This is a genomic window from Paracoccus marinaquae, from assembly GCF_018860165.1.
Taxonomy (GTDB): Bacteria; Pseudomonadota; Alphaproteobacteria; order Rhodobacterales; family Rhodobacteraceae; genus Paracoccus; species Paracoccus marinaquae.
The window spans coordinates 1-1,493 of the sequence record NZ_JAHKNG010000115.1; the positions used below are offsets into that span (position 1 = coordinate 1).

At 65.2% G+C, this 1,493-nt stretch carries 1 protein-coding gene; it reads right to left on the reverse strand.

Features of this window, described 5'->3' with window-relative positions; all coding sequences use genetic code 11:
• Window positions 1–30: 30 nt before the first annotated feature.
• On the reverse strand, window positions 31–1,493 hold a 1,463-nt coding region (tnpC, locus tag KNW02_RS20530; RefSeq protein WP_216035030.1), incomplete at its 5' end, for an IS66 family transposase.

The following is a 1,493-nucleotide window of genomic DNA, read 5'->3' on the forward strand; positions in this document are numbered from 1 at the left end:
GTAAGCGTTTTCAGGGCGTCACTCGCCGTGTCAGCTTGACGTCTTGAAGTTCCACGGCAGGAGGTCGTCGATGCGGCTTTGCGGATGGCCGTTGGCGATGGCGGTCAGGGTTGCCTTGAGATAGGCGAAGGGTTCGATACCATTGATCTTGCAGGTTTCGATCAGCGACGCGATGCGGCCCCATGCGGCTCCGCCCTCGTCGTGGCCGGCGAAGAGCGCATTCTTGCGATTGAGGGTAATCGGCCTGACGAGATTTTCGATCCTGTTGGAGTCGATTTCCACGCGGCCATCGGTCAGGAAGGTTTGCAGCCCGTCCCATTGGTTGTGGATGTAGGTGAGCTTTTCGCCGAGCCGGGATTTGGCGGAGGTTTTCCGACGTTGTGCCTGAAGCCATTCGCCGAAGGCTGCCACCAGCGGCGCGGTGCGCGCCTGGCGGGCGGACAGGCGTTGACCGGGGGATGCGCCGCGGATGTCTTTCTCTATGGCGTAGATTTCGGCGATGCGGTGCAGCCCCTCGGCGGCGATCTCGGAACCGTCGCGGTCGAAGACCTCTTTCAGCTTGCGCCGCGCATGGGCCCAGCAATGGGCCACCCGAATGGGCGCGCCGCCCTTGCGCGAGGGTTTGGTCAGCCGGTTGTAGCCCGTGTAGCCGTCGACCTGCAGAATGCCGTCGAAGCCGGTGAGGAAGGTTTCGGCATGCGCGCCCGCGCGGCCGGGGGCGTAGAAGTAGACCACGCCCGGCGGGTCTTCGCCGCCCCAGGGCCGGTCGTCGCGGGCCAGCGCCCAGAGATATCCGGTCTTGGTTGTCCCGCGCCCCGGGTCCAGCACCGGGGCGGTGGTTTCGTCCATGAACAGCTTGCCCGACCGTTTCAGATGCTCGGCCAGCCGATCAACCACGGGCCTCAGATGGAACGCGGCCTTGCCGACCCAGCCGGCCAGCACCGCACGGTGCAGATCGAGGCCCGCGCGCGCCAGTATCTGGCTCTGGCGATATAAAGGCAGATGGTCCGCGTATTTGCTGACCAGCACATGGGCGAGCGTTGCCTCGGTCGGCAGCCCGCCCATGATCAGATGGCTGGGCGCAGGTGCCTGCGTCACTCCGTCGGTGCATACCCTGCAGGCATATTTCGGGCGCACGGTAACGATGACGCGCAACTGCGCCGGCACGATGTCCAGCCGCTCCGTGCGGTCCTCGCCGATCTTGTGCATGAGGCCGCAGCCGCAAGGGCAGATCAGGCTGTCAGGCTCAATGACCTCTTCGATGCGCGGCAACGAGGCCGGCAGGTTGCCGATGGTGCGCTTGGGCGCGGGTCTGCTCGCCCCGTCGCCCGCTTTGGCGGCACGCGTTTCCTTCTCCGCTTCCACCTCGACCAGGGCGACGGACAGATCCTCGAACGCCAACTGCCGCTCGTCCGCGGTCAGCTTTTCCGACCGTTTGCCATGCAGGGCGTGGTTCAACTCGGCAATCAGATGCTCTTGCCGCAGGGTGATGT